We start from the raw sequence: 629 nt of genomic DNA on the forward strand, positions 1-629 counted from the left end.
TTCGCCGCTCACGACACCGGCGTCATGACCAGCCCGCGCCTCGATGATTCGAAGCCGTTCAAGCCCAAGGTCGTCAAGTACGAGGTCTTCGGCTCGGCCAGCCAGGCGAACGTGAACTACTTGGACTTGTCCGCCGACCCGAGGCGGGTCGACGGTGCGCCGCTGCCGTGGACGCTGGTGCTCAGCACGACGGCCCCGTCGGTCTTTCCGAACCTTTCGGCACAAAGCGACGGCAGTTCCCTCGGTTGCCGCATCACCATCGATGACGAAGTCAAGGCCGAGAACATCACCCACGGCGTGCACGCCCTGACCTTCTGCTTGGTGAAATCCGCATGAGCACAACAGTCGACGACACCCGCACCGACACCATCCCCGTCGTCAAAGAGCCCGTGCATGACAAGATCCCGCGGATCATCCGCACCTTCGCCGTACCGATCATTCTCGGCTGGATCGCGATCATCGCGGTGCTCAACGTCGTCGTCCCCCAGCTGGACGAGGTCGGCAAGATGCGTTCGGTGTCAATGACGCCCGACGATGCGCCGTCGGTGGTGGCGACCAAGCGCATGGGCGCGATATTCAACGAGTACAAATCGAACAGCTCGGTCATGATCGTCCTCGAGGGCCAAAAT

At 62.2% G+C, this 629-nt stretch carries 1 protein-coding gene and 1 pseudogene; both read left to right on the plus strand.

Annotated features, from left to right (window positions below; all coding sequences use genetic code 11):
• On the plus strand, nt 1-336 hold a 336-nt coding region (locus A5782_RS12545), incomplete at its 5' end, for an MmpS family transport accessory protein (protein WP_156623903.1).
• Nucleotides 333-629: pseudogene (locus A5782_RS12550) on the plus strand (MMPL family RND transporter); the annotation flags it as partial. The gene A5782_RS12545 and the pseudogene A5782_RS12550, both read left to right, overlap by 4 nt.

Source organism: Mycobacterium sp. 852002-40037_SCH5390672 (assembly GCF_001665875.1).
Lineage (GTDB): Bacteria > Actinomycetota > Actinomycetes > Mycobacteriales > Mycobacteriaceae > Mycobacterium.